Origin of the sequence: Hypericibacter sp. (assembly GCF_050729195.1) — a bacterium.
GTDB lineage: Bacteria > Pseudomonadota > Alphaproteobacteria > Dongiales > Dongiaceae > Hypericibacter.
Window position 1 is genome coordinate 23,490 of sequence record NZ_JBOHKS010000147.1, and the last position, 26,571, is coordinate 50,060.

General features: G+C 65.5%; 27 protein-coding genes. 11 read left to right on the top strand and 16 right to left on the bottom strand.

The features are described from left to right. Positions 1–292 precede the first annotated feature (292 nt). The 4 genes from ACREE8_RS11330 to ACREE8_RS11345 are packed head-to-tail and all read left to right on the top strand — an operon-like array spanning position 293 to position 4,919. Entirely contained in the window at positions 293–1,060 is a 768-nt protein-coding gene (locus ACREE8_RS11330) for an electron transfer flavoprotein subunit beta/FixA family protein (RefSeq protein WP_431573102.1), read from the top strand. Beyond that, on the top strand, positions 1,060–2,028 hold the full coding sequence (locus ACREE8_RS11335; protein WP_431573103.1) for an electron transfer flavoprotein subunit alpha/FixB family protein: 969 nt from the start codon (positions 1,060–1,062) through the stop codon (positions 2,026–2,028). The genes ACREE8_RS11330 and ACREE8_RS11335 overlap by 1 nt, the downstream gene beginning before the upstream one ends. Positions 2,029–2,031: 3 nt before the next feature. Next, complete coding sequence (locus tag ACREE8_RS11340) at positions 2,032–4,008, top strand: (Fe-S)-binding protein (protein ID WP_431573104.1); 1,977 nt, start codon at positions 2,032–2,034, stop codon at positions 4,006–4,008. A gap of 29 nt (positions 4,009–4,037) precedes the next feature. Next, a complete protein-coding gene (locus ACREE8_RS11345; RefSeq protein WP_431573105.1) occupies positions 4,038–4,919 on the top strand; it encodes an amidohydrolase family protein in 882 nt (293 codons plus the stop codon). Positions 4,920–5,069: 150 nt separating this feature from the next. On the opposite strand, the gene ACREE8_RS11350 is transcribed toward ACREE8_RS11345, so the two are convergent. The 7 genes from ACREE8_RS11350 to pcaD all read right to left on the bottom strand — a co-directional run bounded on the left by ACREE8_RS11350 (position 5,070) and on the right by pcaD (position 11,399). Continuing rightward, entirely contained in the window at positions 5,070–5,480 is a 411-nt protein-coding gene (locus ACREE8_RS11350; protein WP_431573106.1) for a GlcG/HbpS family heme-binding protein, read from the bottom strand. A gap of 44 nt (positions 5,481–5,524) precedes the next feature. Then, positions 5,525–7,015 (bottom strand): sugar ABC transporter ATP-binding protein, encoded by a 1,491-nt coding sequence (locus ACREE8_RS11355; RefSeq protein ID WP_431573107.1) that lies wholly within the window; start codon positions 7,013–7,015, stop codon positions 5,525–5,527. A 15-nt stretch (positions 7,016–7,030) separates the two neighbouring features. Beyond that, on the bottom strand, positions 7,031–8,053 hold the full coding sequence (locus ACREE8_RS11360) for an ABC transporter permease (protein ID WP_431573108.1): 1,023 nt from the start codon (positions 8,051–8,053) through the stop codon (positions 7,031–7,033). A gap of 127 nt (positions 8,054–8,180) precedes the next feature. Continuing rightward, positions 8,181–8,936: an SDR family NAD(P)-dependent oxidoreductase gene (locus tag ACREE8_RS11365; protein ID WP_431573109.1), complete on the bottom strand. Its 756-nt coding sequence runs from the start codon at positions 8,934–8,936 to the stop codon at positions 8,181–8,183. Between the two features lie 76 nt (positions 8,937–9,012). Next, positions 9,013–9,198, bottom strand: a complete 186-nt coding sequence (locus tag ACREE8_RS11370; RefSeq protein WP_151177978.1) for a 2-hydroxymuconate tautomerase — start codon at positions 9,196–9,198, stop codon at positions 9,013–9,015. Between the two features lie 151 nt (positions 9,199–9,349). Further along, positions 9,350–10,450: a sugar ABC transporter substrate-binding protein gene (locus ACREE8_RS11375; RefSeq protein ID WP_431573110.1), complete on the bottom strand. Its 1,101-nt coding sequence runs from the start codon at positions 10,448–10,450 to the stop codon at positions 9,350–9,352. A 100-nt stretch (positions 10,451–10,550) separates the two neighbouring features. After that, positions 10,551–11,399 (bottom strand): 3-oxoadipate enol-lactonase, encoded by an 849-nt coding sequence (gene pcaD, locus ACREE8_RS11380; protein ID WP_431573111.1) that lies wholly within the window; start codon positions 11,397–11,399, stop codon positions 10,551–10,553. A 169-nt stretch (positions 11,400–11,568) separates the two neighbouring features. On the opposite strand from pcaD, the gene ACREE8_RS11385 reads away from it, so the two are divergent. The 4 genes from ACREE8_RS11385 (at position 11,569) to ACREE8_RS11400 (ending at position 15,650) form a co-directional block, all read left to right on the top strand. Next, the gene (locus tag ACREE8_RS11385) at positions 11,569–12,786 is read left to right on the top strand and encodes an NAD(P)/FAD-dependent oxidoreductase (protein ID WP_431573112.1); all 1,218 of its coding nucleotides are present in this window, start codon (positions 11,569–11,571) and stop codon (positions 12,784–12,786) included. Further along, entirely contained in the window at positions 12,776–13,492 is a 717-nt protein-coding gene (locus tag ACREE8_RS11390) for a GntR family transcriptional regulator (protein WP_431573113.1), read from the top strand. Before ACREE8_RS11385 ends, ACREE8_RS11390 begins: the two co-directional genes overlap by 11 nt. A gap of 5 nt (positions 13,493–13,497) precedes the next feature. Continuing rightward, on the top strand, positions 13,498–14,190 hold the full coding sequence (locus ACREE8_RS11395) for an MBL fold metallo-hydrolase (RefSeq protein ID WP_431573114.1): 693 nt from the start codon (positions 13,498–13,500) through the stop codon (positions 14,188–14,190). A 239-nt stretch (positions 14,191–14,429) separates the two neighbouring features. Further along, positions 14,430–15,650, top strand: a complete 1,221-nt coding sequence (locus tag ACREE8_RS11400) for an ammonium transporter (protein WP_431573115.1) — start codon at positions 14,430–14,432, stop codon at positions 15,648–15,650. A gap of 55 nt (positions 15,651–15,705) precedes the next feature. On the opposite strand, the gene ACREE8_RS11405 is transcribed toward ACREE8_RS11400, so the two are convergent. The 3 genes from ACREE8_RS11405 to ACREE8_RS11415 all read right to left on the bottom strand — a co-directional run bounded on the left by ACREE8_RS11405 (position 15,706) and on the right by ACREE8_RS11415 (position 18,487). After that, positions 15,706–16,143 (bottom strand): hypothetical protein, encoded by a 438-nt coding sequence (locus tag ACREE8_RS11405; RefSeq protein ID WP_431573116.1) that lies wholly within the window; start codon positions 16,141–16,143, stop codon positions 15,706–15,708. 3 nt (positions 16,144–16,146) lie between these two features. After that, a complete protein-coding gene (locus tag ACREE8_RS11410) occupies positions 16,147–17,817 on the bottom strand; it encodes a GMC family oxidoreductase (protein ID WP_431573117.1) in 1,671 nt (556 codons plus the stop codon). A gap of 232 nt (positions 17,818–18,049) precedes the next feature. Next, positions 18,050–18,487, bottom strand: a complete 438-nt coding sequence (locus ACREE8_RS11415) for a DMT family transporter (protein WP_431573118.1) — start codon at positions 18,485–18,487, stop codon at positions 18,050–18,052. 193 nt (positions 18,488–18,680) lie between these two features. Between ACREE8_RS11415 and ACREE8_RS11420 the strand changes: the two genes are divergently transcribed. Continuing rightward, on the top strand, positions 18,681–20,084 hold the full coding sequence (locus tag ACREE8_RS11420; protein WP_431573119.1) for an FAD-binding oxidoreductase: 1,404 nt from the start codon (positions 18,681–18,683) through the stop codon (positions 20,082–20,084). Positions 20,085–20,088: 4 nt separating this feature from the next. Here the strand turns inward: ACREE8_RS11420 and ACREE8_RS11425 are convergent, their stop codons facing one another. The 5 genes from ACREE8_RS11425 to ACREE8_RS11445 form a co-directional block, all read right to left on the bottom strand. Beyond that, complete coding sequence (locus ACREE8_RS11425; protein WP_431573120.1) at positions 20,089–20,607, bottom strand: GNAT family N-acetyltransferase; 519 nt, start codon at positions 20,605–20,607, stop codon at positions 20,089–20,091. Between the two features lie 16 nt (positions 20,608–20,623). Continuing rightward, positions 20,624–21,718, bottom strand: a complete 1,095-nt coding sequence (locus tag ACREE8_RS11430; protein WP_431573121.1) for an ABC transporter ATP-binding protein — start codon at positions 21,716–21,718, stop codon at positions 20,624–20,626. Beyond that, entirely contained in the window at positions 21,711–22,493 is a 783-nt protein-coding gene (locus tag ACREE8_RS11435; protein ID WP_431573122.1) for an ABC transporter permease, read from the bottom strand. Before ACREE8_RS11435 ends, ACREE8_RS11430 begins: the two co-directional genes overlap by 8 nt. 4 nt (positions 22,494–22,497) lie before the next feature. Beyond that, positions 22,498–23,361 (bottom strand): ABC transporter permease, encoded by an 864-nt coding sequence (locus ACREE8_RS11440; RefSeq protein WP_431573123.1) that lies wholly within the window; start codon positions 23,359–23,361, stop codon positions 22,498–22,500. A gap of 224 nt (positions 23,362–23,585) precedes the next feature. Further along, the gene (locus tag ACREE8_RS11445) at positions 23,586–24,671 is read right to left on the bottom strand and encodes a polyamine ABC transporter substrate-binding protein (protein ID WP_431573124.1); all 1,086 of its coding nucleotides are present in this window, start codon (positions 24,669–24,671) and stop codon (positions 23,586–23,588) included. A 147-nt stretch (positions 24,672–24,818) separates the two neighbouring features. Here ACREE8_RS11445 and ACREE8_RS11450 point away from each other — a divergent pair, with 147 nt between their 5' ends. Both ACREE8_RS11450 and ACREE8_RS11455 read left to right on the top strand, forming a co-directional pair. After that, the gene (locus tag ACREE8_RS11450) at positions 24,819–25,442 is read left to right on the top strand and encodes a TetR/AcrR family transcriptional regulator (protein ID WP_431573125.1); all 624 of its coding nucleotides are present in this window, start codon (positions 24,819–24,821) and stop codon (positions 25,440–25,442) included. Positions 25,443–25,553: 111 nt separating this feature from the next. Further along, positions 25,554–25,901, top strand: a complete 348-nt coding sequence (locus ACREE8_RS11455; RefSeq protein ID WP_431573126.1) for a DUF4870 family protein — start codon at positions 25,554–25,556, stop codon at positions 25,899–25,901. A gap of 9 nt (positions 25,902–25,910) precedes the next feature. On the opposite strand, the gene ACREE8_RS11460 is transcribed toward ACREE8_RS11455, so the two are convergent. Continuing rightward, on the bottom strand, positions 25,911–26,571 hold a 661-nt coding region (locus tag ACREE8_RS11460), incomplete at its 5' end, for an NAD(P)H-dependent oxidoreductase (protein WP_431573127.1).

Consider the following 26,571-nt stretch of genomic DNA (forward strand, 5'->3'; position numbering starts at 1 on the left):
CCGTCGATGGTACATTTCGGATGAAGAATGGCTCACTCGGGGGCCGTTCCGTTCACGGTCCCGCATCCCAGAACGACGGCGCCCGCAGCGTTGTTGGGACGCTTTTTATGGCGTCCGGATGTGCCGGAATGAGGTGTTCTTCAGGCTCCAGGCAGATCTCGTGATCGCACCCGCGTTCGTCGCCCCGCCCCGGCGGCCTCGACCGTTCGACCCTGTAAAATCGGTGTCTCGAGTTCCATCCCTGGCGGCCTGACGGCGCCGGACCTGCCTTCGCTTACGGGAGAAATCAGGAATGCATATCGTTACCGTGGTTCGGTTGGTGCCCGACCTGCTCGAGGAGATCCAGGTCAATGAGCAGGGCACCGACATCGACCGCGAATGGATCGGCGTGAAGCTCTGCGAGTTCGACGATCACGCGCTCGAGGAATCGGTCCTGATCAAGGAGGCCACCGGCGCCAGCGTCACGGCGGTGGGGATCGCGGTCGAGGGCATGGACCGGGTGCTGCAGTCCGCGGTCGCCCGCGGCGCGGATCGGGCGGTGAAGATCGATTGCGGCGAGGCCAATCCGGACTCCCGCGCGCTGGCCAAGTTGCTGAGCGAAGCGCTGCCGCAGCTGAAGCCGGACCTGATCCTGGCGGGCGTGCAGACGCCCGAGGATCTCTTCGGCCAGTTGGTCCCGTTCCTGGGCGCGCTCATGGGCCGCCCGCATGCCAGCGGCATCACCGGCGCGCAGGTCGAGGGCAACGCCGTCCTGATCCAGCAGGAATATGGCGCCGGCCGTGCCGCCCGCCTGAAGCTAGCCCTGCCGGCGGTCCTGGGCGTGCAATCCGCCTCGCAGCCGCCGCGCTATGTGTCGGGCACCAAGCTGCGCCAGGCGATCCAGGGCACCAAGATCGAGACGCTGTCGGCTTCGGCCGGCGCGGCCAACAACGGCGCCGTCAAGGAGATGCGCCGGCCTGCGCGCGGGCAAGGTGCCGAGATGATCGACGGCGAGGCCGAGGCGGTCGCGGGCAAGATCTATGACGCGCTCGTGGCGCGCGGCCTCGTGGGAGGAAAGTGATGTCGGTGATCCTGGTCTATGTCGAAGCGAATGACGGCGCGGTCACGCCGGCCAGCCTCGAAACCCTCTCCGGCGCGCGCCAGCTGGCCGACGCTTCCGGCAGCTCGGTCGAGGCGCTGATCCTGGCGGCCGATCCCGCGCCGCTGGCGTCGCAGATCGTCGGCGCCGATCGCATTCTCGAGGTCGCGCACCCTGCCCTCGCCGCCTATCTGCCCGAGGCGCATCAGGCGGTGCTGGCCGGGACCGTGACGGCACGCAAGCCGGACCTGCTGCTGCTGGCCAATTCCTATGTCGGGCTCGACCTCGCCGCCAGCACGGCGATCGCGACCGACCGTCCGGTCGTGAGCTATTGCATGGCCGTGGCGCTGGCGGGCGATGTCCTGACCACCACCAACCAGGTCTATGGCGGCAAGATCGAGGCCATCGCCGAGACCAAACTGCCCGCCGTGGCCGCCGTCAATCCGGGGACCTTCAAGAGCGACGCGACCGCGAAGCCGGGCGTCGCAACGATCCGCCTGGAGGCGCCCGCCGCCCTCGGCAGCCTCGCCAGCAGCTTCGTCGAGGCGCTCAAGGAAGAGTCCGGCGACGTCGATATCACCCAGCAGGAACGGCTCGTCAGCGTCGGTCGCGGCATCGGCGAGGCCGACAATATCGCGCTGGCGCAGGCTTTGGCCGAGGCGCTGGGCGCCGTGGTCTCGGCCAGCCGCCCCGTGGTCGATGCCGGCTGGATGCCCAAGAGCCGGCAGGTCGGCAAGTCGGGCCATAAGGTGAAGCCGAAGCTCTATGTCGCGGTCGGCATCTCGGGCGCGCCCGAGCATCTCGAGGGCATGCGCGATGCGGGCTTCATCGTTGCGATCAACCAGGACGCCAAGGCGCCGATCTTCGACGTCGCCCATATCGGCACCACCTGCGACCTGTTCGATCTGCTGCCCGCCTTGACCGAACGGCTGAACACGCGGAACGCCTGACCCGTGGATTCCAAGCCCCTCGTGCTGGCAGCCATGATGCTGCTGGCCGCCTCCTTCGCCGGTTACCGGTTCTTCCTGCGGCTGCGCCCGATGTTCAGCGCACCGGGGATCGATCGGCTCGACCATATCGGCGAACGGCTCTGGGGCCTGGTGCCGAACGTGCTGCTGCATCGTCGCCTGCTGATGATCCGCTATTCCGGGATCCTGCACGCGATGATCTTCAGCAGCTTCATCGTGCTCTTCACCGCCATCATCCAGGCCTTCGGGTCAGGGCTGATTCCAGGCTTCAGCCTGGCCCCCGTCGGCGGCAACAGCGTCATCGCCCTGCTGCAGGATGTCTTCGCCGTGGTCATCCTCATCGGCGTCGGCATGGCCTTCTATAACCGCTTCGTCATCAAGCCGGCGCGGTTCAAGGGCTCGAACAACAAGGACGCGACCATCATCCTGCTGCTGATCAGCTCGGTCGTGGTCAGCATGCTGCTGGAGTTCGCCTTCCATATCGCCGCCGGCAACGAGCCCTCCGCGGCATGGCGCCCCTTGAGCTCACTGATCGCCAGGCTGCTCGTGGCCCTGGGCTTCGAGGGCGAGCGGGCCGCGGAAGCCGCCCACATCCTCTACTGGATCCATGTCTCTGTGATCCTGGGGTTCCTCACCTATATCCCGGGCTCCAAGCATCTCCATATGTTCGTGGCGATCCCGAACATCTTTCTGCGCAATATCGGCCCCAAGGGCCAGTCGCGCACGCCCGACCCGAAGGCCGCCCATATCGGCCTCTCGGATGTCCGCGAGCTCGACTGGAAGGGGATGCTCGATCTCTATTCCTGCACCGAGTGCGGCCGCTGCCAGGCGGCCTGCCCGGCCTATGCCGCGGGCCTGCCGCTCAGCCCCAAGATCCTCATCATGAATCTGCGCGACGCGCTGATCGGGGAGCAGGCGGCGCCGGCAGCTCCGGCCGGCGCGCCGGCCGCAGGCTCCAATCTCGAGGCGCTGGTCGGGAGCGTGATCTCGGAGCAGACCCTGTGGGCCTGCACCACCTGTCGCGCCTGCATGGATGTCTGCCCGCTCCATATCGAGCATGTGCCGAAGATCGTCGATATGCGCCGTCACATGGTCGAGACCGGCCATGTGACGACCGGCATCCAGGATGCGCTGGCGAGCCTTCAGCAATATGGCAATTCCTTCAAGAAGCCGGCGCGCATGCGCGCGAAATGGACCACCGGCCTCGATTTCAAGATCAAGGACGCGCGCAAGGAAGAGGTCGACATCCTCTGGTTCGTCGGCGACTTCGCCTCCTACGATCCGCGCGTCCAGCGCATCACCCAGACCGTGGCGCGACTGCTGCAGAAGGCCGGCGTCGATTTCGGCATCCTCTATGATGCCGAGCAGAACAGCGGCAACGATGTGCGCCGCGTGGGCGACGAGGGCCTGTTCCAGAACCTCTCCGAGCATAATATCGAAGCGCTGGCGGGCTGTACCTTCAAACGCATCATGACCACCGACCCGCACAGCCTCAACGCGCTGCGCCAGGAATATCCGGCGCAGGGCACCCGCTACGAGGTGATCCACTACACCCAGTTCCTGCTGGAGCTGCTGCGCGAGGGGAAGATCCAGAAGGCCGCCAACGACAAGGTGACGGGCGTCGTGACCTACCACGACCCCTGCTATCTGGGCCGCTACAACAACGGCTTCGAGCCGCCGCGCCAGATCTTTGAAGAACTGGGCTACAAGCTCCATGAGATGGGCCGCTGCCGCGAGAACAGCTTCTGTTGCGGCGCGGGCGGCGGACGGATCTGGCAGGACGATACTGGCGTAAAGGAACGGCCGAGCGAGAACCGCATCCGCGAGGCGCTGGCCCTGGGCGATGCGACCATCTTCGCGGTCGCCTGTCCCAAGGACCTCGTCATGTACACGGCCGCCGTCCAGTCGCTGGCAGTGGAGGACAAGATCCAGGTGAAGGATATCGCCGAGCTCTTCGCCTAGTTTTGAATCGCGATCACCGGAGCGCCGCCATGACGTCGCCGAAAGCCGAGCCGCCGCCGGTCCCACCGCCGCATCCCCATCCCAGCCGGCCGCGTATCGCCATCCCGAAGGGCGCCTGGGACTGCCATTGCCATGTGCTCGGGCCGGCCGACCGTTATCCCTACTGGCCCGACCGCAGCTACACCCCACCAGAAGCGCCGCTGTCACGCTACCTCGCCCTCCTCGACCTGCTGGGCGTCGAGCATGGCGTGCTGGTGCAGCCCAGCGTCTATGGCACCGACAACCGGATGCTGACGGATTCGCTGAAGGCCGAGCCGCGGCGGCTGCGCGGCGTCGCGGTGATCGATGCGACGGTCTCCGACCGCGAGCTCCAGGCGATGCATGAGGCAGGGGTGCGCGGCGTGCGCGTCAATCTCCTCTTCCGCGGCGGCGTCTCTTTCGCCGCGGCCGAGGCCATCGCCGACCGGATCCGCGCGCTCGGCTGGCATATCCAGTTCCTGCTGGACATCTCGCAGACGCCGGACCTGCATCAGGCCGCCAAGCGGCTGCGGCTGCCCATCGTGATCGACCATATGGGACATTTCCCGGCTTCGCATGGGGCGACGTCGCCCGCCTTCCGCGATCTTCGGGCGATGCTGGCCGAGGGGCTGGCCTGGGTGAAGCTCTCGGCGCCCTATCTCTTCACCCGCCAGCCGGGCATGCCCTATGCAGACGTGACGCCGATCGCCCGCGCGCTCGTCGAAGCCGCGCCGGAACGCTGCGTCTGGGGCACGGACTGGCCGCACCCGGCCAACAAGCTGGCGATGCCGGATGACGGGCCGCTGACGGATCTTCTGAGGGATTGGGTGCCGGACGAAGCAGTGCGCCGGCGCATCCTGGCCGAGAACCCGAAGGCGCTCTACGATTTCTAATCTTATCTCCTCCCCCCTTGTGGGGGAAGGTTAGGAAGGGGGGTGCCACCGCTCGGTCGAAATCGAGTATGCGGCACCCCCTCCTTAATCCTCCCCCACAAGGGGGGAAGGGATTAGATCGAGGACTCGTTCAAACCCTCAGTCTCTACCTCAGCCCTTCGCGATCGCGGCGAGCGCGGCTTCGGCGACCGAGACGTCCTGGTCGATCATGCCGCCGGCGACGCCGACCGCACCCACGACCTTGCCGCCGATCTCGACCGGCAGGCCGCCGCCGAACACCACCATCGGGGTCCGGTGCGAGGTTTCCATCGCGTAGAACGGTCCGCCCGGCTGCACATACTGGGTCACGTCGCCCGTCTTCATGTTGAGCGAGCGCGCGGTGTAGGCCTTGCCCTGCGAGATTTCGATGCTCGCGAGCAGGGCGTTGTCCATGCGATGGAACGCCACCAGATTGCGGCCGGCATCGACGATCGCGATGCTATGGGCCGAGCCGATTTCTTTGGCTTTCGCGATGGCGGCGGCGATGCCCTTCAGGGCGCGATCGGCGGTAATCTCGCTCATTCAAGTCTCCTTCGGTTCGATTTGATAAATTGGTGGTTTGAAACTCAGGCCACGCGGCCGGTCATGGAGATGCCCAGCAGCTGGTCATGGGTGCATTTCGCCTTCGGCGCGCGATAGATCGCCTTGCCGTCGCGAATGACGATCACATTCTCCGACAGCGCCATGATTTCGCGCATCGAGGAGCTGACCAGGATGACGGCCGCACCTTCGCGGGCCAGCCCCAGCATGATCTCGTAGATGTCGCGGATGGCACCGACATCGACGCCCGAGGTCGGCTCGACGAAGATATAGATCCGGCATTTGGCGCTCAGCCATTTGCCGATGACGGCCTTCTGCTGATTGCCGCCGGAGAAGAACTTCATCGCCTTGCCGGGCGTGTCAGGCTTGACCTGGAGGCGCTTGATCACCTGCTCGGCATAGGTGAGCTTGGCGCGGTCGGAGATGAAACCGCCGCGGCTCAGCCGCGACAGCACCGGCAGCGCGATATTGTCCGCGGCCGACATGTTGGGGAACAGCGCCTGCTTGCGCCGGTCTTCGGGGATCAAGGCGATGCCGGCTTCGAGCGCTTTGCTCGGGCTGGAAAGATCGGTGGTCTGACCCGCGATCTTGATCTCGCCATGATGGGGCACCAGGCCGGCCACGGCGCGAGCGACCAGTTCCATGCCGCCGCCGACGGGACCGGTGATGCCCAGCACCTCGCCCGCATGCACATCGAAGCTCAAGGGGGAGAGCTGGTCGCAGCTGAGCTCGACCACCTGCAGCATGCCTTCGGGCCGCGCCAGGCCGGGATTGAAGACCTCGAGCTCGTTCTTGGTCCGGTCGACCATGAGCTCGGTAACGCGCTCTTCCGTGATGTCGGCCCCAGCAAGCGTCGCCGAGACGCGGCCCCCGCGCAGGATCGTGATGCGGTCGCAGAGCTGCCGGATCTCGCCCAGCCGGTGCGAGATATAGATGATCGTGATGCCTTCTTCCTGGAAGCGGCGGATCAGGCGGAACAGGAGCTCGGCTTCGGAGGCGGAGAGACGCGCGGTCGGCTCGTCCAGCACGATCAGCTTGTATTTGCGCTGGAACAGCGTCGCGAGGATGACGAGTTGCGATTCGGCGGCCGAGAGCGAAGATGCGATCCGGTCGGGATCGAGCGTCAGCCCGATCTCCTTGAGGATCTTGGCACCCTGATCCCGGATCGCCTTGCGATTGATGGTGAAGCGGCCGGGCTCGCCGCCCAGCACGACATTCTGCGCGACCGTGAAGCTGCCGATCAGCTCGGCATCCTGATAGACGGCGCCCAAGCCCAGTTTATGCGCATCCATCGGGCTCTTGATGGTGACCGGCTTGCCTTCGACGATGATCTCGCCTTCGGAGTGCGAATAGACGCCGGTCAGGATCTTGATCAGGGTCGACTTGCCGGCACCGTTCTCGCCCAGCAGGCCATGGACCTCGCCGCGCTCGAATTTGAGCTCGACGCCGCGCAGCACCCGCGTGCCGGAGAACTCCTTCCCCAGATTGCGGAATTCGACGATCGGAGTCTGGGTCATGGCTGGCTCGACCACCTAGATGAACTTCAGGTGGATTTCTTCGCGGTTCAGCAGCGCATTGGCGCCGACCGCGAGGATCAGCACGAGGCCGATGAAGAGCTGCCGCATCGCGAAGGGGAAGCCCATCATGCTCATGCCGGCGCTGACCATGTAGAGGAAGAACACGCCCAAGAGCGTGCCCAGCACATGGGGCTTGCCCTTGCCGAGCGTCGTCGCGCCCAGGAACACGGCCGCGAAGGCTTCCAGCAGATAGTTGGAATTGCCCGAGGGCTGCGCCGAGGTGGAGATCGAGGTCAGGATCACGCCGCCGATGCCGGACATCAGGCTCGACAGGATGAAGGACAGGATCACCCAGTGATAGACCTTGATGCCCGAATAGAAGGCGGCCATCGGGTTGTCGCCCACCGCCGTGATGTAGTGGCCGACCTTGGTCTTGGTCGCCAACAGATGGGCCAGCAGGAAGACGCAGAGAAGGACGATGACCGGCACCGCGACCGGGCCGATCGTGCCCTGGCCGATGAAGAGGAACGCCGTCTCGGTATAGGGCACGGCGATCTGATAGCCGTTGGTCAGGAAGATGTTGAGGCCGCCCAGCACGAACATCATGCCGAGCGTGACCACGATGCCGGAAAGCCGTCCATAGGTGACGAGCAGCCCGTTCAGCAGTCCGACCACCACCGCGCTTGCCAAGGCGCCCAGGATGGCGACCCAGGGGCCGACCACGGGGATCAGATAGGCGGTGACGATCGAGGCGGTCGTGACGGTGAGGCCGATCGAGAGATCGAAGCTGCCGGCGATGACGACATAGGTGAGCCCCATCGACACCAGGCAGCTGACGATCATCGAGAACAGGATGTTGTTGAAGTTCGAGACGGTGAAGAACCAGGGCGAGGACACCGAGAAGCCGACGCCGACCAGCACGATGATGGCGATCGTGCCCCAGCGCCGCAGCAGCCGGAGGCCGAGGCTCTCGGTCCCGCCCGTTGCCGGCTTGGCCGCTACGGCTGCCGTCTTGGTGTCTGTCGAAGTCACCGCCATGGAAATTCTCCGAGTTTCATGCCCGCCGTCGCGCCGAAGCCGGACGGATTAGAGTGCCAAGCTACAATATTGCGACGAGGGCCCGGAGTCCCGGGCCGCCTTGGGTCACGCCCGCCATTGCCGCCGTTTAATTATAGACGCCGCCATCGATGGTGATCGCCTGGGCGGTCATGTAGGAGGATTCGTTCGACGCCAGATAGACGAACATCGGCGCGATCTCGCTGGGCACGCCCTGGCGCCCCAGCGGCACCATCCCCTTCACCGCCCGGTCCTGCGCCTCGCGCCCGCCCATGAAGGCGATCGCGGGGTTGTTGAACGGGGTGTCGACCCAGCCCGGGCAGATCACGTTGACGCGGATCTTGTCCCCGGCCAGTTCCATGGCGAGCGAGGTGGTGAAGGCGATGACGGCACCCTTGGAGGCCGAATAAGCCGTCATGCCGGGCCCGCCGCGCTGGCCCGCGAGCGACGCGGTATTGATGATCGAGCCACCCCCGGCCTTGCGCATATGCGCGACCGCATATTTGGAAGCGAAGAAATGCGCGCGGACATTGACCGCCATCAGCGCGTCCCAGCGCTTGGCGTCGAACTCCGTGACCTTGCCGGAATGCTGCAGGCCGGCATTGTTGCAGAGCACGTCGAGCCCGCCGAGCCATTTGGCGCCGTCGTCGATCAGCGCCTTGACGCTGTCCTCGCTGGTCACGTCGCAGCGGATGAAATGGACGTTGGCGCCGAATTCCTTGGCGGTCGCGGTCGCGTCCTTCTCGTTGATGTCGCCGATGACGACCTTGGCCCCTTCGGCGACGAACTGCTTGACCGCTTCCTTGCCGATGCCGGTCGCAGCCCCGGTGATGATGATCCGCTTACCCTTGAGACGCTCGCTCATTGTCCTGTTCCGCTCTTGCTGATCCGCCCGGCGCCGGCTGCATGTCGCGGCCGCGCCGGCATTCCTGGTGAACCCGTCAGTCGTCCGACAGCAATCGTCCGGCCCGGCCCCAATTGTCGCCCGGCACCTCGTCGATGATCACATGGACGCGCTCGCGATTGGCGCCGGCGATCTCGACCAGGCTGTCGGTGATCCTCTCGACCAATTGCCGTTTCTGCTCCACCGTGCGACCGGCTTTGAGATGCACCTGTACGACCGGCATTTGATCCCTTCCTTGCAATAATGACTTTCGCGGGCCTCGTACCGGAACGCAAAGGACGACCGGCCCCGGAGCGCGAATCTCGCGTCCCGGAACCGGCCCTTTGCAGTTCCAACCGGTACGAACCCGGTCTTCGATTCAGTCTCGCGAGCGATCAGCCGCCATACTGCTTGAGCAGCGCGATCGCCTGCTTGTCCATGTCCTGGATTTCGGCCAGCGACTTCGAGGCCTGATCCTTCGTGATCGACGTGACCGGCACGTGATAGACGTTCGGCTTCACGTCCTCGCCGCGACCCAGCGCCAGCGCGAGCTCGCCCGTCTTGTCGCCCATGATGTGCCAGGGCGTGTCGGTGCTGAACTCGATCGGGCTCTCGGGGTTCTGGAACTCGGTCAGGAACTGGTCCGAGAAGTAGTGGTTGAACACCTTGATGCCCTTGCGGTTCATCTGCTTCAGCGCCTGCGCGGCGCCGAGCGTCAGCGGCCACCACCAGGACACGATCGCCTGGATGCTGTTCGGGTCCGGATTGGCCTGAAGCAGCGCCAGGGCGTTCTCGCGGCCCTTGGAGATCTGGTCGTTGGTCGAGGTGCTGCCCGGCATGAAGGGCAGCATCTTCATGCGCGGCTCATACTTGGTCATGAGCTCGAGCAGATCGCCTTCCATGTCGAACGGCGTATAGAAGCCGCGATCCTCGGCCGTCTGCACCAGCGTCCCCTGTCGCTGCAGGATGTTCTGGATCTGGTAGCCCATCACCATCGCGGTGCCCCAGGTGTCCTCGACGACCGCCGGGGAATCCTTCACCGGAACGGCAAACCCGACCGTCTTGATGCCGCGCTTCTTGGCTTCGTCGACGATGAAGGCCGTCTCCGACTCCTGCGAATAGATGCCGAGGCAGAGCACGTCGATGCCGCGGTCGAGGAGCTGGCGCTCCGACTGCTGCTCGCTGTCCTTCGAGGGCTCGCCGCGGACCGCGACGATCTCTCCGCCGCCGTCCAGCACGGTCTTGCAGAGGCGCCAGCAACCGCGCCGCCAGGGCTGGTTGAAGGGGCCGTAATTGAGGCCGATGCCGACCTTCACCTTCTTGCCGGTGTCCGCGACCTGCACATGATCGCGCAGCTCGTCGGCGCTGACGGATTTCGCGAGGACCGACCCGGCCACCGCCGCCGAGGCGGCCCCGAGGCTGATGCGCTGCATGAATTCGCGGCGCGAGACGTCCAGCCATTCCCGCAATTCTTCTGAGAGAAATTTATTAGTCACGTCTGGTTTCCTCCTCATCACCGGTCCCGACGTGGGACGAACGGCTCGCCCACTCGCCGGTTTCTATTGGGACCTCTTCGGTCCGGACTCCGTCGTCTGCTCAGCTCGAGGCCGCTGCCGGTCCCGAGGCTGCACCCGAAGACGAATGCTTTGCCGCCCCCGCCAGGAAATGGCGAAGATGCTGGTTGAACTTGTCGGCCTGCTCGATCGGCGTGATATGCGCCGCCTGCTCCACGACAATGAACTCGGCGCCCTTGATGGCGCGGGCGATCCGCTCGCCGGCGGCAACCGGCGTCGACGCATCCTCGCGCCCCGCGATCACCAGCGTCGGCGTCACGATCTTGGACAGGATCGCGGTCTGGCGCATGGCCTGGATGGCGCGCGCGCAGGCCGCATAGCCCTTGGGTGGCGTCGCCGCGACCATGCGGCGCACAGTCTCGACCCGCTGCGGCTGGCTCGCGCGGAAGGGCGCCGTGAACCAGCGTTCCAGCGTGGGCTCGACCAGGGGCGCCATGCCGGTGCTGAGCGCGGTCTGGATGCGCGGCTCCCACAGCTCGGGCTTGTCGGTCTCGCTCGAGGTGTTCGACAGCGTCAGCGAGCGCAGGAGATCGGGGCGGCGCGCGGCCACGGCCTGCCCCAGCATGCCGCCCAGCGAGATCGCGACGAAATGTACCGGTCCCAGCGCCAGCTGCTCGATCAGCGCAATCGCATCGGACGCCAGGTCGTCGATGGTGAGCGGCCCGTCGACGACAGGCGAGCGCCCATGTCCCCGCATGTCATAGCGGACGATGCGATAATCGGATTTGAAGGCGGCGACCTGGTCGTCCCAGATCGACATGTCGGAAGCGAGGCTGTTGCTGAAGAGCAGGATCGGGCGGCCGGCGGGTCCATCCATGCGATAAGCGAGGTCGGCGCCATTGCAGCGTAATCTGCCCTCGCTTGTTCCCATGCTGCCTTCTCCCCTGGTCTTTCACCGCGGCGCTCTCTGGCGCCTTTGGCGTTCCGGCCCGCCATTTATTTCGGCAGGCCCTGCTCAAATTGTCGACAAGATTGTAAACATCATTGTCTGTAAGATACTGTGCTTGTCAACAATCTTGCAGAAGTGAAGGCCGATTTGCATGGGCGATGCCCAAAATTCAGGCAGCAGGGGCGAACCCGTCGATGTGGCCGTCATCGGCGCCGGCCTGTTGGGTCTCGCCATCGGGCGCAGCCTCGCCCGAGCGGGCCGCGAGGTGCTGGTGCTGGAAGCCGAGAAGGCGATGGGCACCGTCACCAGCTCGCGCAATTCCGAAGTCATCCATGCCGGAATCTACTATCCGCCGGGGTCCCTCAAGTCGATCTTCTGTTTCGAGGGCCGGCACCGGCTCTATCCCTTCTGCCGCAGCCGTGGCATTCCGCATTCGCCGATCGGCAAGCTGCTGGTCGCGGCCGAGGACGCCGAGATCTCGACCCTGCAGCGGCTGTTCCAACGCGCCGGACAGAATGGCGTCGACGATCTGCGCTGGCTCAGCGCCTCGGAAGCGAAGGCGATGGAACCTGCCCTGCGCTGTGCCGGGGCGATCCTCTCACCCTCGACCGGCATCATCGACAGCCACGCCCTCATGCTCGCCTATCGCGGCGAGCTCGAGGAGGCGGGCGGCATGATCGCCTTCGGCACCCGCGTCATGCAGGGCGAGGTCACGCCGGCCGGGATCCGCCTCGAGGTCGAGCAGGAAGGCTCGATGGATCTCCTCTGCCGGACGGTCGTCAACTGCGCCGGCCTGGGTGCGCAGGGCGTGGCGGCCTCCATCCGGGGGGTGCCCTCCGAAAGCATCCCGCCCCTGCACTTCGCCAAGGGGAACTACTTCGGGTTGAGTGGCAAGGCCCCCTTCCACCATCTCATCTACCCGATGCCCGGCGGCGGCGGCGCCGGGGTGCATCTGACCCTGGATCTGGCGGGCCGGGCCCGCTTCGGCCCGGATGTTGAATGGGTCAACAAAATTGACTATGCGGTCGATCCACGGCGCGCCGACAGCTTCTATGCCGCGATTCGCCGCTATTGGCCGGCACTTCCCGACCACGCCCTGGTCCCCGACTACTCTGGCGTTCGCCCGAAGCTCTATGATAATCCCAATGGCGACGCGGACTTCGTGATTCAAAGCGAAGAGGCGCATGGCGTGACGGGTTTGGTAAATCTTTACGGAATTGAATCCCCGGGCCTGACCTCGTCCTTGGCGATCGCCGAGTATGTGAAGCAGGTCGTGGTGGATTTTAACTACCGACAGCCCGCGCGGGATCAGCTACCGTCCCTGCTGCATCAGAAAGAAGAGAAGAGCGAGTACGCCCTTGGCTCGTGAAACAAGCGAAAAACTGTTGGCGGACCTGGTCGATTCGATCCGCCAGGCCATCATCTTCGGCCGACTCCGGCCCCGGGAACGCCTGGTCGAGGAAGAGTTGGCGGAGCGCTTCAATGCGAGCCGCCACCTGGTCCGTTCGGCGCTGAGCACGCTGGACCAGATGGGCCTGGTGGCCCGGCGCCCCAACCGCGGCGTCGTGGTCTGCGACTTCTCGGTCGAGGAGATCGAGGAGATCTACGAGATGCGGGCCATCCTGCAGGGCGAAGCCGCCCGGCGGATTCCGCTGCCGGCCCCGCGCTCGCTGATCACCCAGCTCGAGGCGATCCACGCCAAATTTTCCGAGAATGTCGACCGGATGGAGCTCAAGGCGACCTGCACGCTCAACAACGTCTTCCACGAAACGATGTTCGGCGCCTGCAACAACCGCTATCTGACCGAGACCATCCAGCGCTTCTGGACCCGCACCACGGCGATCCGCTGCTATGCGATCGGCGACCCGGAGCTGCTGCAGCAGTCGCGGCTCGAGCACCGGGCCATGATCGACGCGATCAAGGACGGCAATCGCGAGGAGCTGGTCCGGCGCTGCGTCGACCATATCTTCCCGGCGCTCGAGGCCTATAAACGCGCGCATGGCGGCTGGGACGTCGGCGCCTCCGGCAATCACCGCGCCCTGCCCGACAAGGTCGCCGTCATCGGACGGCGGTAGGCGCCTTGGCCGACATCACCTACGACATCATCGTCCGCGGCAACAATCTGCGGCTGCGCGACGGCTTCCTGGCGATGTCCAATGTCACGCTGGTGAAGACCGGCCGCGGCTACATGCTGTTCGACACCGCGGGCTACATCTCGCGGCTGGGGCTGATCACCACCTTGCGCGAGCGCAACATCGCGCCCGCCGACATCAAGATGGTGTTCCTGTCGCATCTCCATTTCGACCATTGCCACAACATCGATCTCTTCCCCACGGCCAAGGTGTTCGTGAGCCGGACCGAATGGAGCTATGCGAAATCGCCCCATCATGAGGACATCTTCATGCCCTGGGGCATCCATGAGATGCTGGAGCGCTACGACCTCGAGATCCTCGATGGCGACGGCGTGATCGATCCGGGCGTCAGCTTCTTCCCCGCCCCCGGCCACACGCCCGGCAGCTTCGCCGTCCGCCTCGATACCCAGGAACGCGGCTGCGTGGTGATCGCCGGCGACGCGATCAAATACGCCAAGGAAGTCATCATGCAGCGCGGCGACAATGTCTACGACACCGCCGCTCACAGCACGGCCAGCATCAAGCGCATCCTGCAGATGGCCGACCGCATCATCCCCGGCCATTTCCCCGAGCTGATCAAGCAACCCGATGGCCAGTTCGGCTGGAACGAGGGCGCTGCCTTCGACCTGATCGTCCGGTAGCGCATTTTCCGGCGGCACGGCCGGCACGACGGGTAAGCCGTCCTCCCCCTTTTGCGCCAATGGCGAGGCCATCTTATAGCCGCCGCGTCGTTGACCCTTCTCGCCGCTGCCTCTTATTGTGGCAGTGCCATGCGGGATCCCGGAGATTCCTGTATCAGCGACATCTCCTGAGTTCCCCGAAGCCCGGCCTCCCGGTGGCAGAGAGTGCTGCAAAAGCACCGAACCGTTGGGAGGAAACGATGGCGAACCTCGATACCGGCAATACCGGATTCATGATCCTGTGCAGCAGCCTGGTCATGTTGATGACCCCAGGCCTGGCGTTCTTCTATGGTGGGCTCGTGAGCCGGCGCAACGTGCTGGCGATCATGATGCAATCCTTCGTGTCGATGGGCTGGACGACGGTGCTCTGGTTTGCCGTCGGCTATTCGCTCTGCTTCTCGGGCGACGTCGGCGGCGTCATCGGCAATCTGGACATGGCGTTCCTGCGCGGGGTGACCCTGGACACGCCCTCGCCCACGCCCGGGATCCCGCTGCTCGTGCATATCGTGTACCAGATGATGTTCGCCATCATCACACCCGCCCTGATCACCGGCGCCTTTGCCAACCGGGTTTCGTTCAAGGCCTATCTGGCCTTCCTCACGCTCTGGCTGCTGTTCGTCTATTTCCCCTTCGTGCATATGATCTGGGGCGGCGGCTTCCTGCAGAAGTGGGGCGTTCTCGATTTCGCCGGCGGTATCGTGGTGCACAACACCGCCGGCATGGCGGCCCTCGCCTCGGTTCTCTATGTCGGCCGTCGGCGGACGATGGATGGCGGGCCGCATAGCGTGCCGCTCGTCGCCCTGGGCACGGGCCTGCTCTGGTTCGGCTGGTACGGCTTTAATGCCGGCAGCGAGTTCCGGGTCGATTCAGTGACCGCAGTCGCCTTCCTCAACACCGACGTCGCGGCATCATTCGCCGCCGTCACCTGGATGGTCGTGGGTTGGTGGCAGGAGAAGCGGCCGACCTTCATCGGGTTGCTGACAGGCGCGGTGGCGGGCCTGGCCACCATCACGCCGGCTGCGGGCTATGTTTCTCCGCTCAGCGCCGTGATCATCGGCATCGCGTCCGGCGTCGTCTGCTATTTCGCGGTCGCGCTGAAGAACAAGCTGCACTGGGACGACGCGCTGGATGTCTGGGGGGTTCACGGCGTCGGCGGTGCGCTCGGCATTATCCTCCTGGGCGTCTTCGCCTCCACCGCTTTCAACCCGGCCGGAGTCGATGGCTTGGCGTTCGGCAATGGAGGGTTTTTCCTCAAACAGGCGGTCGCGATCGGACTCGCATCGGTTTGGGCCTTCGTCTTTACCTATGGGATGCTGTGGCTGATCGACAAGGTCACGCCGGTCAAGGTCGAGAGCGCAGCCGAAGAGGCGGGCCTCGATGCGGCGCTGCACGGGGAAACGGCCTATCTGGGGACGCAGTAACGGAGCGATCGGCCCCACGCCGCCAATTCTGCAGCGCGGGGTTGATCGTTACCAGTCACTTCGGCGTCGGCTTGTAGGTGGGTCCGCGGCGCGCCACGCGTTCGAGCATGCCGTTGGTCAGGTAATCCGGCGTCTCGTGATTGTCGTAGGTCAGGCTCTCCTGGCCGGGATAGCCGATGATCTGCCGGACCTTGGGCGCCATGTAATAGGCGCCCGACGCCGCCAGGCTCACCGCGCCGAAGGCGTCCTTGTCGGTCTCGAACAGCTGCTCGGCCGCCTTCGCTCCCGTCAGGCCTTTCGCCTTCTCGAGGCCGCGATGGAAATCCTCGATCAGGTCGGGGCGGAATTTGAGCACGTCGTCGATGCCGCCGGCGGCGACACCGACCTCGGTCGCTGCCGGCATCTTCACGGTCTTGGGGATCAGGAAGTCGGCGATGGCGCCGAAAATCGCGCGGTCGTCGGCCGACAGTTTCGCGGTTGCAGGTTTGCTCATGGCTCAGGCCGCCTTCTGATTGCGACGCTCGGCCAGCATGCGCGTCGTCTGGCGCAGCGCCACCGACATGATGGTCGCGGTCGGATTGAGGCCGGCCGAGGTCGGGAAAGTGCTGCCGTCGAAGATGTAGAGATTGGGCACGTCGTGCGTCTGCCCCCACTGGTTGACGACCGAGGTCTTCGGATTGTCGCCCATGAGGCAGGTGCCGAGCAGATGCCAGCCGGTGTCGCGCATCTGATGCACGACGGCCGTCTCGATGGCGCCGGCCGCCTGCACCGCCTCGAGACAGCGCGCGACATGGAACTTCAGCATGTCGTGCGAGTTCTGCGAGACCTTGTAGAGGAGCTTGGGCGCCGGGATGCCGTCGGTATCGGTCATGGTCGGGTCGAGCACGACGCGGTTGGAGTCTTCCGGCAGATCCTCGCCGATGATGCCCCAGACGAGGCTGCGGCCGAACCGGCGATCCACCATCTCATGGAGATTGTTGCCCCACATGTCGCCGACCTTGGCCGTGGGGCCCGCGAACACCTTGGTGCCGACGAAGCTGGTGGCACCCAGAGGTCCGCCGCCCGGCATCGCGCCCCATTTGGCGCCGCGCATGAAGCCTCGCTTCTCGTCGGTCTCATAGAACTCATAGGACGAGACGGTCTGGCCGAACGGTCCGCGCCAGGATTCGAGATCCTCGTCATAGATCCCGAGCACGGCCGAGAAGGGATGCATCATCAGCCGCTTGCCGACCATGCCCGAGGAATTGGCGAGCCCGTCGGGGAAGCGGCTCGAAGCCGACAGCAGCAGCAGCCGCGGCGTGCCGATGCCGTTGGCGCAGACGATGACGGTCTTCGCCCGCTGGCGATGCTCGCGGCCGTTCTGGTCGATATAGACCGCACCCGTGGCGAGGCCGCGATCGTCGACCTCGATCTGGCGGACGCGGGCACCCGTGACCAGCTTGGCGCCGTTCTTGATGGCGGCCGGCCAGTAGGTGATGTCGGTCGTCGATTTGGCCCCTTCCGGGCAACCCGTCATGCAGGTGCCGCGCCGCACGCAGGCGTTGAGGCCGTTATGGGGCTGCGAGGGCATCGCGTTCGTGCCCGGCCACCAATGCCAGCCGAGCTTGTCCAACCCTTCGGCCGCCTTGCGCCCGACCTTGCCGATCGGCAAGGCCGGCGTCGGATAGGCCTTTTTCGGCGGATAGGCCGGATTGCCCGGCATGCCGGAGACCCCGACTTCCCATTCGATCTGCTCCAGATAAGGCAGCAGATCCTCATAGGTGAAGGGCCAGTCGTCGGCGATGCCGTCGAGCGTGCGGACACGGAAATCGGACGGCAGGAACGGCGTCCAATGGCCGGCATAGATCGTGGCGCTGCCGCCGACGCCGGCGAACATCAGCGGATTGATATCGGATTCCGACGTGTCGACCGGATAATCGCGCGGCATGTCGCGCACATTGGGATTGGGATGCCATTGCCGCTGGCTCACCAACTCCCATTCCGGACGGCGTCCGGGAAACTTGTCGCGGTCGGGGTAGTTGCCCTGCTCCAGCGTGACCACCGACAGGCCGGCGGCCGACAGATGCTTGGCGGCGACCGAGCCCGAGGGGCCGGCACCAATGATCAGAACATCCACCTCCTCGCCGCGCTTGGGGGCGCGGCCGGACGCGTTGCGATCGTCGCTCATTCTTTAGAATCCTCCTGGCGTTCTCTCTCACGGCTTGACGCCGCCTTGCGCGCCCGCCCGGTCCCTGGGTGCGACGCTCGAGATTCCGGAGAATCAGGGCGCCTCTTGTCGTTTTGTTCGGATGGAGGCGATTGCGCTGTGCCAAACGATGGCACAGCGTGACTTTGCAAACAAGATTGTCGACAATATTATCGACATATCCGGGCGGGGGCCGGCCCTTCCGGCCGCGGCTCTAGGCCTTCAGGACCATGACCGCGCCGCCCAGCACCAGGGCGGCGCCGGTGAGACGAAGCGCATTGACCGGATGGGGTGCCGTGGCGAGGACGCCGAAATGATCGAGCAGCAGCGAGGCCGCGAGCTGGCCGAAGATCACCCACGCGAAGACCGACGTGTTCCCCAGCCGGGGCACGCTGGTAATGACACTGGCGACATAGAGCGCGCCCAGGAAACCACCGAGCCAGACCCAATAGGGAATGGCCGCGATCCGCTCCATCGACGGCCAGGTGGCGCGCGTCGCGAGCTGCACGGCAAGCAGGCCGGCGCCGCCGACGAAGAAGGACACCGCCGCCGCCCAGAGCGCGCCGCCGATGCCGGCGGAGAGCCGCGCATTGATGAGCGCCTGCAGCGACAGCGCCGCGCCCGCGATGAAGGCCAAGAACATATATGGCATGGGTCCCCGCGTTGTAATGAACCGGCGGCCCGATCATGATCGGGCGGTGCCGGATGCCCCTTCCCCGTCGCCGGCAGCGGCGACGGGTTCTTTAGTCGAAACGTCTTATCGAGACTTACCCTCTCCGCCATCGCACTCGCAAGATGCGCGTCGCCCGCCCGCCACGTCAGACCGAACAGATCGAGTGAACATCATGCCGCTTCTGGAACGCCTCGCCGATATCCTCGAGCCTGCGGACCTGCTGACGGCCGCGAGCGACACGGCGCCCTATCTGACGGACTGGCGCAAGCTCTATCACGGCGAGGCGTTGGCGGTGGTCCGGCCGCGCAGCACCGAGCAGGTGTCGCGCGTCGTGGCGCTGGCGGCCGAGGCCGGCGTCTCGATCGTGCCGCAGGGCGGCAATACCGGGCTCGCCGGTGCCGCCACGCCCCGCCCCAACGGCAACAATCTGGTGCTCTCGCTCGAGCGCATGAACCGCATCCGGTCGCTCGATGCCGCCAACTACACCATCACCGTCGAGGCCGGCTGCATCCTGCAGCAGGTGCAGGAGGCCGCAACCCAGGCGGACCGGCATTTCCCATTGAGCCTCGCCGCCGAAGGGAGCTGCCGCATCGGCGGCAATCTCTCGACCAATGCCGGCGGCATCGCCGTGCTGCGCTACGGGAATATGCGCGACCTCGCGCTCGGGATCGAGGTGGTGCTGCCCGACGGACGGATCTGGAACGGCCTGCGCGCGCTGCGCAAGGACAGCGCCGGCTATGACCTCAAGCATCTCTTCATCGGCGCGGAAGGCACGCTGGGCGTCATCACGGCCGCAGTGCTGAAGCTCTTCCCGCGCCCGCGCGAACGGGCCAGCGCCTTCGTCGCGGTCGCGTCGCTGGACGCGGCCCTGACCCTGCTCGGCCGCATGCGCGCGGCCAGCGGCGACGGCCTCACCAGCTTCGAGATGATCCCGCGGATCGCGCTCGAGAAGGCGATCGCCCATGTGCCGGGCAGCTTCGATCCCTTCCCCGATCCGCATGAGGCCTATCTGCTGATCGAGATGACCTCCAGCCGCGAGAACAGCGGCATCACCACGGTCGCCGAGGAAGCCCTCACGGCGGCGATGGAAGACGGCCTCGTGCTCGAGGCGACCATCGCCCAGAACGAGACGCAGGCCGCGGCCCTCTGGTTCCTGCGCGAGGCCGTCGTCGAGGCGCAGCGCGCGGTCGGGGCCAGCATCAAGCATGATGTGGTGGTGCCCCTCTCCGCCGTCCCGGCCTTCATCAGGGAAGCGACCGTCACTGTCGAAGCGGCCGTTCCCGGCATCGTCGTCTATGCCTTCGGCCATCTGGGCGACGGCAATGTCCATTTCAATCTGCTGCAGCCGGCCGGCATGACACCGGAAGCCTTCCTCGCCGAGATGGGACGGCTCAACCGCCTGGTGCATGACATCGCCGCCCGCCATCATGGCAGCATCAGCGCCGAGCATGGGCTGGGCCAGTTGCGCAACAAGGAAGTCCGGCTTTACAAGCCCGCGATCGAGTTCGAGCTGATGGAGCGGATCAAGCTGGCGATCGATCCCAAGGGCATCATGAATCCCGGCAAGGTGCTCTGAGCCGTCAATCCGACGGCCGCGCGATCGCATAGAGCGCGCAACTCGTGCCTTCATGCACGATGCGCCGCTCGAACCGCAGGCCCGCGCGCTCGGCCGTGCGGATCGAGGCCTGATTCTCCGGATCGATCAGTGCGATCAGCCGCGTCAGCTGTAATTGCTCGAAGCCATAGCGCAGCAGGGCCCGGGTGATCTCAGCGCCCAGCCCCTGACGCCAATGATCCTTGGCGAGCAGATAGGCGACCTCGACCTCGTCTCTTCCCTCGATGCTCCAGGGGAGCATGCCGCAGCGGCCGATAAACCGGCCGGTCTCCTTGTGGAGAGTCGCCCAGAGACCGAGCCGCGGATGATCGGGATCGCCGCCCCCTGCGAACCAGTCGAGCTCCTCCCGCGTCTGCTCCCGGGTCAGCGTGCCTTCGGGAAAATAGCGGCGGATCTCCGGATCGCGATAGAGCGCGAACAGGTTGTCGAGATCGTCGGGCTCGAGCGTCCTGAGGATGAGGCGTCGCGTCTCGAGGATCTTCATGGGGCGGAGACCAGCATCAGCGTGTCAGGGCCGTCATGTCTTGAAGCCGGGCGAAGAGATCCAGCGTCTGGCCCGTGGCCGGCGCCAGATCGGGCGGCAGCCGCAGCAGCAGATCGAGCGCGCCCTTGGCCCCCGCTTTGACGCGCGCGCGCCAATGGGTCCCCTGGAAGACCAGCTCCGTCAGGATCGCCGATCCCAGCGACACCGCACCCTCGGGTGCCGTCGCCGCCGGAAAGATCTGCTCGGGACGAATGGCGACATGGAGCGCGACACCGGTTTGCAGCGCCGCGGCGTCCCCGCCGCCAGCCAGCAGGAAACGGCCAAGCGCCGTCTCCACCGTCAGTTCGTCTCCCGACCGGGCCGCCAGCTTGGCCGGGAGGATGTTGTTCTCGCCCATGAAGGTCGCGGTGAAGAGGCTGGCCGGGCGGCGATAGATCCGTGAGGGCGCGCCGCGGTCCTCGACCCGCCCCTTGTTCATCACCACGATCGTGTCGGCGACGCTCATCGCCTCCTCCTGGTCGTGGGTCACATGGACGAAGCTGGTGCCGAGCCGCTTCTGGATATGGACCAGCTCCTCCTGCATCTGCCGGCGCAGTGCCAGATCGAGCGCGCCCAGGGGCTCGTCCAGCAGCAACACCGCCGGCTTGACCGCGATGGCGCGGGCGAGCGCCACGCGCTGGCGCTGGCCGCCCGAAAGCTGATGCACGCGCCGAGACCCGAAGCCTTCGAGCCCGACCAGCTTCAACACCTCGTCGGCACGGACATCGCGCGCGGCCTTGCTCACCTTCCGCATGGCGAGGCCGAACCCGACATTGGCCCGGACGCTCATATGCGGGAACAGGGCGTAATCCTGGAACACCGTCGCGGTCGGGCGTTTGGCCGGCGGCAGGGCCGTGACATCGGCGCCTTCGATCAGCACACGGCCCTCGCTGGGCTCGGTGAATCCGCCCAGCATCGACAGCACCGTGGTCTTGCCGCTGCCCGAGGGCCCGAGCAGCACCACGAACTCGCCCTTGGCGACGGTGAGGTTGAAGCGCTCGACCGCGACCTGCGTGTCGTAGCTCTTGCAGAGCCCTTCGAGCCGGACCAGCGGTTCCCCGGCCTCAGCCATGACGCCGGCTCCGCGCTTGGATGAGCTCGATCAGGATCACGAACAGGATCGAGATCGCAAAGACGACGGTGCCGGCGGCGTTCAAGGCCGGGTTGAGGCCCGAGCGCAGCATGCTCCAGATCATGACCGGCATGGTGACTTCGAACTTGGAGAGCAGGAAGGCGATCACGAACTCGTCCCAGGAGAGCGTCGCGGCGATCAGGAAGCCCGCCAGCAACGCCGGCCAGAGCATCGGGACGGTGATCAGCAGCAGCGCCTTGAGGTCGCTCGCGCCCAGATCATGGGCGGCGCGCTCGATATTGGCCTGATGCTCGCCCAGCTGCGAATAGACGATGGCGAAGCAGAGCGGCAGGTTGATCACGACATGGCCGATGCCCACCGCCAGCAGCGAGCGCGAGATGCCGAGCCAGTTGAAAACGATCAGCAGACCCATGGCGATGATGAGATAGGAGACGGCGATGGGCGCCATCAGCAACAGTTGAAGTCCGAGATTGAGGCGCCGCTTGCGCCGCGCCATGCCATAGGCGGCGAGGAAGCCCAACGCCGTCGCCACCGCCGACGACGCGATGGCCACCAGGGTCGAGTTGCCCATGGCATGGATCAGCCGGTCGTTGGCCAGAAAGGCGTCGTACCAGCGCAAGGACACGCCCTTGAAGGGGGGCACCGGCAGGAGCCCATCCTGGAAGGAATACTGGATCAGCATGACGACGGGCAGGAAGATGAAGCCCAGCGCCAGCAGCAGATAGATGATGGCGAAGATCCGGCGCGCGTTCATGGGCTCAGACCCGCTCCATCCGCAGATGGCGCGCGAAGACGAGGAAAGCGGCACTCACCACCAGCATCAGCACCATGCTCATGGCCGAGGCCATCTCGAAATTCGCCTGGCGGCTGATCTGCAGCATGATCGCCTGGGGCAGCAGCAGCTCGCGGCTGCCGCCCAGGATCTGAGGCGTGATGTAGTCGCCGATGGCGAGCACGAAGGTGAGGAAGGCGCCGACCGCCACGCCGGGCAAGCTCAAAGGGAGCGTGATGCGCAGGAAGACCTGCAAAGGCGAAGCGCCCAGATCGGCCGCGGCCTTGCGGTAGCTCTCCTTGATCTGCACCAGGTTGGCATAGATCGTGAGGGTCAGCAGCATGGTGAAGAAATGGACGAAGCCCAGCACGGTGGCGCCGCGCGTGTTGCCGAGCCCGATCGGCTGGTCGAACAGGCCCAGCGCCAGCATCACCTGATTGATCACGCCCTTCTCCGACAGCACCAGCAGCCAGCTATAGGAGCGGATCACATAGGAGGTCCAGAAGGGCAGCACGATCACGACCAGCAGCAGCCGCTGCCAGCGCGCCGGCACGCCATAGGCGAGGATGTAAGCCAGCGGATAGGCGACCGCGAGGCTGACCAGGGTGACGATCAGCGTCACCTCGACCGAGTTGGCGAGGGCCGCCACATAGACGCCGCCGCCTTGCGTGAAGAAGGCCGCGTAATTGTCGAGCGTGAAGACCGCCAGCATCCGGTTGTCGACCCGCGCCGAAAAGCTCACGGCCATCATGATCAGCAGCGGCAGCAGGAAGAACAGCCCGGTCCAGAGCGCCGCGGGCCAGGTCGCCCAGCGGGTGAGATCGAGACGGCGGGAGTTGAGCGCGGTCATGGGAGATACGGGTGGTGCAAGCAGGTCGATAGATCGCGTCTGCGGCACCCCCCTCCCTCACCCTCCCCCTCAAGGGGGGAGGGAATAGAAAGAAAGAAGCGAGATAGACGCAGCAGGATCACTTCCCGTGAAACCACGATCCCTCCGGACAAACCATCCCCTCCCCCCTTGAGGGGGAGGGTTAGGGAGGGGGGTACCCTATGCAAGAATCAGCCTGCCGCTCTCTACGCGTTCAAGAACTCCGTCCACACTTCGAGCATCGCCTTGTCCATCTCGGGGTTGGGCGACATGTAGTGGTAGGACTTGGAGAGGAAGGTCGGCTGCTCGTCCCAGCGCAGGATCTTCTTCTGCTCGTCGGAGAGCGCCGCCTTGTTGTTGGCGGGCATCGCCCAATAGCAGGCCGAGGTCGCGAGCCGCGCCTGGCCGGCGGGACTCATGATGTATTTCACGAACTTGTTGGCGGCTTCCTTGCGCTTGCTCTTCTCGAAGATGGCAAGCGACTGCATCCAGCGGATGCCGCCCTCGTCCGGGAGCACCCAATCGAGCGCCGGGTTCTCGCCATGGAGACCCGCGGTCGCGAACTCGCCGCCGCCGGCGATGATGTCCGCCGAGCCGCTGACGAGCGCGTTCTGCACCGTGACGACATCGCCGATCAGCGCCGCCAGCGGCTTCATCTCCAGGAGCTTCGCCTTGATCGCCGGCAGCTGATCTTGCGTCAATTGCGGCGGGATGATGCCGATCCCGATCGCCACCATCTGCATCAGCGGCACGTAATAGTCATAGATCGCGATGCGGCCCTTGTATTTCGCGTTCCACAGCACCGAGGCCTTGCGCATGTCGGCGGGGTCCACCTTCGACGAATTGTAGGCGACGGTGTTGTAGCCGAATTTCTCGGGGATCCCGTAGAGCTTGCCATTGAGGAAATGGAGGCTCTCGGTGGTCAGCTGCGGGAAGATGTCGTCCCAGGGATAGTCGGACTTCTCGAGCGCCGCCAGATGGCCCATCGCCGCCACCTTGGTGATGTCGACCGTGTCCAGCACCAGCACGTCCCAGTCGCCGGGCTGCGACTGGTCGAGGATCGCCAGCGCCTCACCGGTCGCGGCGAACTCCTTGGTGTTGACCTTGATGCCGTAGGTGTCTTCGAACGGCTTCAGCAGGGCCGGGTCGGAATGATCGCACCAGACCAGCGCGTTGATTTCCTCCGCAGCCTTGGCGCGCCCGATGATCGAGAACGTGCCGACCGCGGCGGCACCGGCGGCACCCGTCTTCAGCAGACGGCGGCGCGAAATGCGGAGATGCGAACGGATCATGACAAGAGCCTCCTCTGGGGTGACGGGATTCGACTCCCGATCTTTGCCTGCCGCAAGCCTCGCGGAAGGGCTTGCCGAAAAAATGAACCGTCTCTAAATTTACGTCAAGCTCCAACGAAATCATTCCGCAGGAGATTGTCGCCCCCGATGACCGGCTTGCGCGAACGACAGAAGGCGGGACGCCGGCGCTCGATCCTGGCCGCGGCGGAGAACCTGTTCCGGCGCGACGGGTTCGACGCGACCCCCGTGGACGCCATCGCCGAACAGGCCGAGGTCGCGGCAGGCACGGTCTATAATCATTTCGAATCCAAGGGCGACCTGTTGCTGGCGCTGGTGGCGCGCGACGGCGAGGAGGTCCGCGCCGCCGGCCGCGATATCATCGCCGATCCGCCCAAGGACCCGGTCGCGGCCGTCCGCAGGCTGCTCGAGCATTATGTCGATCATTCGCTGGTGCATCTGAGCAAGAGCATGTGGCGCAACGCCATGGCGACCGCCCTCACCCAGGCCGACTCGCCCTTCGGCCAAGGCTATGCCCAGCTCGATCGCAAGCTGGCCGATCAGGTCGGCGAGCTCCTGCAGGTCATGCAGGGACGCGGCCAGATCGCCGCCGGCATCGATTGCCGGGCCGCCGGCGATCTCCTGTTCGCATCCTGCAACAGTCTTTTCATGGGCTTCGTGGCGCGGGAAGAGCACACCCTGGCCGAGCTCAAACGCGGGATGGCGCGCCAGGTGAAGATCGCGTTCTCGGGCCTTCTCGCGCCGCGCGCCTGACCGGGGGTGGGCCCGCCAGGGCTCGATGGGAGGCAAATTTCCCGCTCACGCCCGCTAGGCCGGTTGTCCTAATCTGCCCCTGGTCGTCATAGCCGATTAGGGGGAAGTGCCGTGAGCAGCAATCCGATCGATCCGAAGGCGGGCAGCACCGCCAACCTCGTTTACATTCTCTATCTCGTCACGCTCGTGACCGGCATCACCGGTCTGATCGGCGTGATCATCGCCTATATGAACAAGAGCCAGGCGCCGGAATGGGTGCAGACGCATTACCGGCTGCAGATCCGTACCTTCTGGATCGGTCTTCTGTTTTCCGTGATCGGCGCCTTGACCACCTGGATCCTCATCGGATTCCTGATCCTGCTGCTGGTGCTGATCTGGTGGATCGTGCGCTGCGTCAAAGGCATGCAGTATGTCGGCAAGCAGCAGCCCTACCCCAATCCCGCGACCTGGATGTTCTAGGTCCGATTTCTAAGCCTCGCGCACCGCACCCGGCTTGACTGTGGCCGGGTGCGGCCAGCGCCCGAACTCCCGGCCGCAGCGCCGCGCTTCCGCGAGATGCACCGCGAGCAGCGCTGCATCGTCATTGACGTCATGGAGGATGCGGGTCGAGACATTGCGCAGCCCGCAATAGCCCAGGATCCCGACATCGATCTGGATCGCCATCGCGTCGTCATAGCGATATTTGCGATAGGTGCCTTCGCGCGAGCCGGCAGAACCCAACAACAGCACCGGGCGGTCGGCCAACTGCCCGCGCGATCGTGCCGGCGAGAAATCATAGGCCCAGCCCTGCGACATCACGCGGTCGATCCAGCCTTTGAGGATGGCGGGGAAGGACCACCACCAGACCGGAAAGACGAAGGCGAGCCCTTCCGCGCGGTCGACCCGCGCCTGCTCCTCCCGGATTGCCTCGGGCATGGCACCCGCCTTGAACTGCGCGAAATCCTCGGGCTGAAAGCGGGGCTCGAAGCCCTCGCGATAGAGATCGGCGATCTCGGCGCTGTGGCCCGCCTCGGCAGCGCCCTCGAGAAACGCGTCGAGCAGGGCGCCGGTGAAGGACTCCCGAACCGGATGGGCGAAGACCGCCAGGATATGCATCGCCCCCGCTCCCGCTACGGCGCCAGCTTGGCGG

Excerpts from the sequence above, each read along its gene's own strand:
- ACREE8_RS11330 (WP_431573102.1), top strand. The coding sequence starts at position 293 with ATGCATATCGTTACCGTGGTTCGGTTGGTGCCCGACCTGCTCGAGGAG.
- ACREE8_RS11335 (WP_431573103.1), top strand. The coding sequence starts at position 1,060 with ATGTCGGTGATCCTGGTCTATGTCGAAGCGAATGACGGCGCGGTCACG.
- ACREE8_RS11345 (WP_431573105.1), top strand. The coding sequence starts at position 4,038 with ATGACGTCGCCGAAAGCCGAGCCGCCGCCGGTCCCACCGCCGCATCCC.
- ACREE8_RS11350 (WP_431573106.1), bottom strand. The coding sequence starts at position 5,480 with ATGAGCGAGATTACCGCCGATCGCGCCCTGAAGGGCATCGCCGCCGCC.
- ACREE8_RS11355 (WP_431573107.1), bottom strand. The coding sequence starts at position 7,015 with ATGACCCAGACTCCGATCGTCGAATTCCGCAATCTGGGGAAGGAGTTC.
- ACREE8_RS11360 (WP_431573108.1), bottom strand. The coding sequence starts at position 8,053 with ATGGCGGTGACTTCGACAGACACCAAGACGGCAGCCGTAGCGGCCAAG.
- ACREE8_RS11365 (WP_431573109.1), bottom strand. The coding sequence starts at position 8,936 with ATGAGCGAGCGTCTCAAGGGTAAGCGGATCATCATCACCGGGGCTGCG.
- ACREE8_RS11370 (WP_151177978.1), bottom strand. The coding sequence starts at position 9,198 with ATGCCGGTCGTACAGGTGCATCTCAAAGCCGGTCGCACGGTGGAGCAG.
- pcaD (WP_431573111.1), bottom strand. The coding sequence starts at position 11,399 with ATGGGAACAAGCGAGGGCAGATTACGCTGCAATGGCGCCGACCTCGCT.
- ACREE8_RS11385 (WP_431573112.1), top strand. The coding sequence starts at position 11,569 with ATGGGCGATGCCCAAAATTCAGGCAGCAGGGGCGAACCCGTCGATGTG.
- ACREE8_RS11400 (WP_431573115.1), top strand. The coding sequence starts at position 14,430 with ATGGCGAACCTCGATACCGGCAATACCGGATTCATGATCCTGTGCAGC.
- ACREE8_RS11405 (WP_431573116.1), bottom strand. The coding sequence starts at position 16,143 with ATGAGCAAACCTGCAACCGCGAAACTGTCGGCCGACGACCGCGCGATT.
- ACREE8_RS11410 (WP_431573117.1), bottom strand. The coding sequence starts at position 17,817 with ATGAGCGACGATCGCAACGCGTCCGGCCGCGCCCCCAAGCGCGGCGAG.
- ACREE8_RS11415 (WP_431573118.1), bottom strand. The coding sequence starts at position 18,487 with ATGCCATATATGTTCTTGGCCTTCATCGCGGGCGCGGCGCTGTCGCTG.
- ACREE8_RS11420 (WP_431573119.1), top strand. The coding sequence starts at position 18,681 with ATGCCGCTTCTGGAACGCCTCGCCGATATCCTCGAGCCTGCGGACCTG.
- ACREE8_RS11425 (WP_431573120.1), bottom strand. The coding sequence starts at position 20,607 with ATGAAGATCCTCGAGACGCGACGCCTCATCCTCAGGACGCTCGAGCCC.
- ACREE8_RS11430 (WP_431573121.1), bottom strand. The coding sequence starts at position 21,718 with ATGGCTGAGGCCGGGGAACCGCTGGTCCGGCTCGAAGGGCTCTGCAAG.
- ACREE8_RS11435 (WP_431573122.1), bottom strand. The coding sequence starts at position 22,493 with ATGAACGCGCGCCGGATCTTCGCCATCATCTATCTGCTGCTGGCGCTG.
- ACREE8_RS11440 (WP_431573123.1), bottom strand. The coding sequence starts at position 23,361 with ATGACCGCGCTCAACTCCCGCCGTCTCGATCTCACCCGCTGGGCGACC.
- ACREE8_RS11445 (WP_431573124.1), bottom strand. The coding sequence starts at position 24,671 with ATGATCCGTTCGCATCTCCGCATTTCGCGCCGCCGTCTGCTGAAGACG.
- ACREE8_RS11450 (WP_431573125.1), top strand. The coding sequence starts at position 24,819 with ATGACCGGCTTGCGCGAACGACAGAAGGCGGGACGCCGGCGCTCGATC.